This is a genomic window from Treponema sp. R8-4-B8, from assembly GCF_054786175.1.
Genome location: NZ_BDHE01000214.1, coordinates 1 through 659, shown reverse-complemented (window position 1 = coordinate 659; position 659 = coordinate 1). Strand labels below are relative to the sequence as shown.

Genomic DNA, 659 nt, shown 5'->3' with positions numbered 1-659 from the left:
TTGAAAAAAATCAGCGATGTGCTGAATATGCTGTAACCAAGCAAGGCATATTATGGCTGAATCCAATGACATAGAAGATTTCCCTTATTACAAAGAGCTTGACAAAAACCAATTTTACGCTATATACAAGGATTTTGTGGCGGATGTGAAAAAAATTCTGGACTTGCTTAAAATAGACAGAAAAGATGTTTATGTTGTTAGCCCAGCCATCAGCAACACCCCGGTAAAGATTTTGGTTGGGCGGGTTGAAAAGAGAAAGATTTACTTTCACATATTCCACAGGCTTAAAATGGATGAGCTTAATGATGCGGCTTTTTACTGCTTTTGGATATTGAAGCTGCAACCGTTTAAGCATAAAGATGAAAATTACGACAATCATAGCTTAAACGTACATATAGCTTTGTTTTTCCTTTTGCAGGTGGCATGTAAATACGCCAAGCAGCAAAATTACACAATTGGCATAACAAGCAAGGGAATCAATAATTTTTCAGTAGATTTGGTATTTTAGAAGTAAATGTTAAAACTGACAATGAACCTATCGGCATAGTATTGGGAACATATAAAGATAAAATTATGGTTGAGTATGCAATAGATAATATTACTAATAAATTATTTGTAAGCAAATATCAACTTTATTTACCTAATAAGGAAGAGTTGGA

The 659-nt window shown here is 33.7% G+C and carries 2 protein-coding genes; both read left to right on the top strand.

Annotated elements, in window-relative coordinates:
* Positions 1-52 precede the first annotated feature (52 nt).
* The gene (locus ACYVRA_RS07980) at positions 53-508 is read left to right on the top strand and encodes a hypothetical protein (protein ID WP_461252200.1); all 456 of its coding nucleotides are present in this window, start codon (positions 53-55) and stop codon (positions 506-508) included.
* Positions 502-659: PDDEXK nuclease domain-containing protein (locus tag ACYVRA_RS07975; RefSeq protein WP_461252201.1), on the top strand; the 158-nt coding region annotated here is incomplete at its 3' end. The genes ACYVRA_RS07980 and ACYVRA_RS07975, both read left to right, overlap by 7 nt.

Coding starts and splice junctions, on each gene's coding strand:
- ACYVRA_RS07980 (WP_461252200.1), top strand. CDS start 53: ATGGCTGAATCCAATGACATAGAAGATTTCCCTTATTACAAAGAGCTT.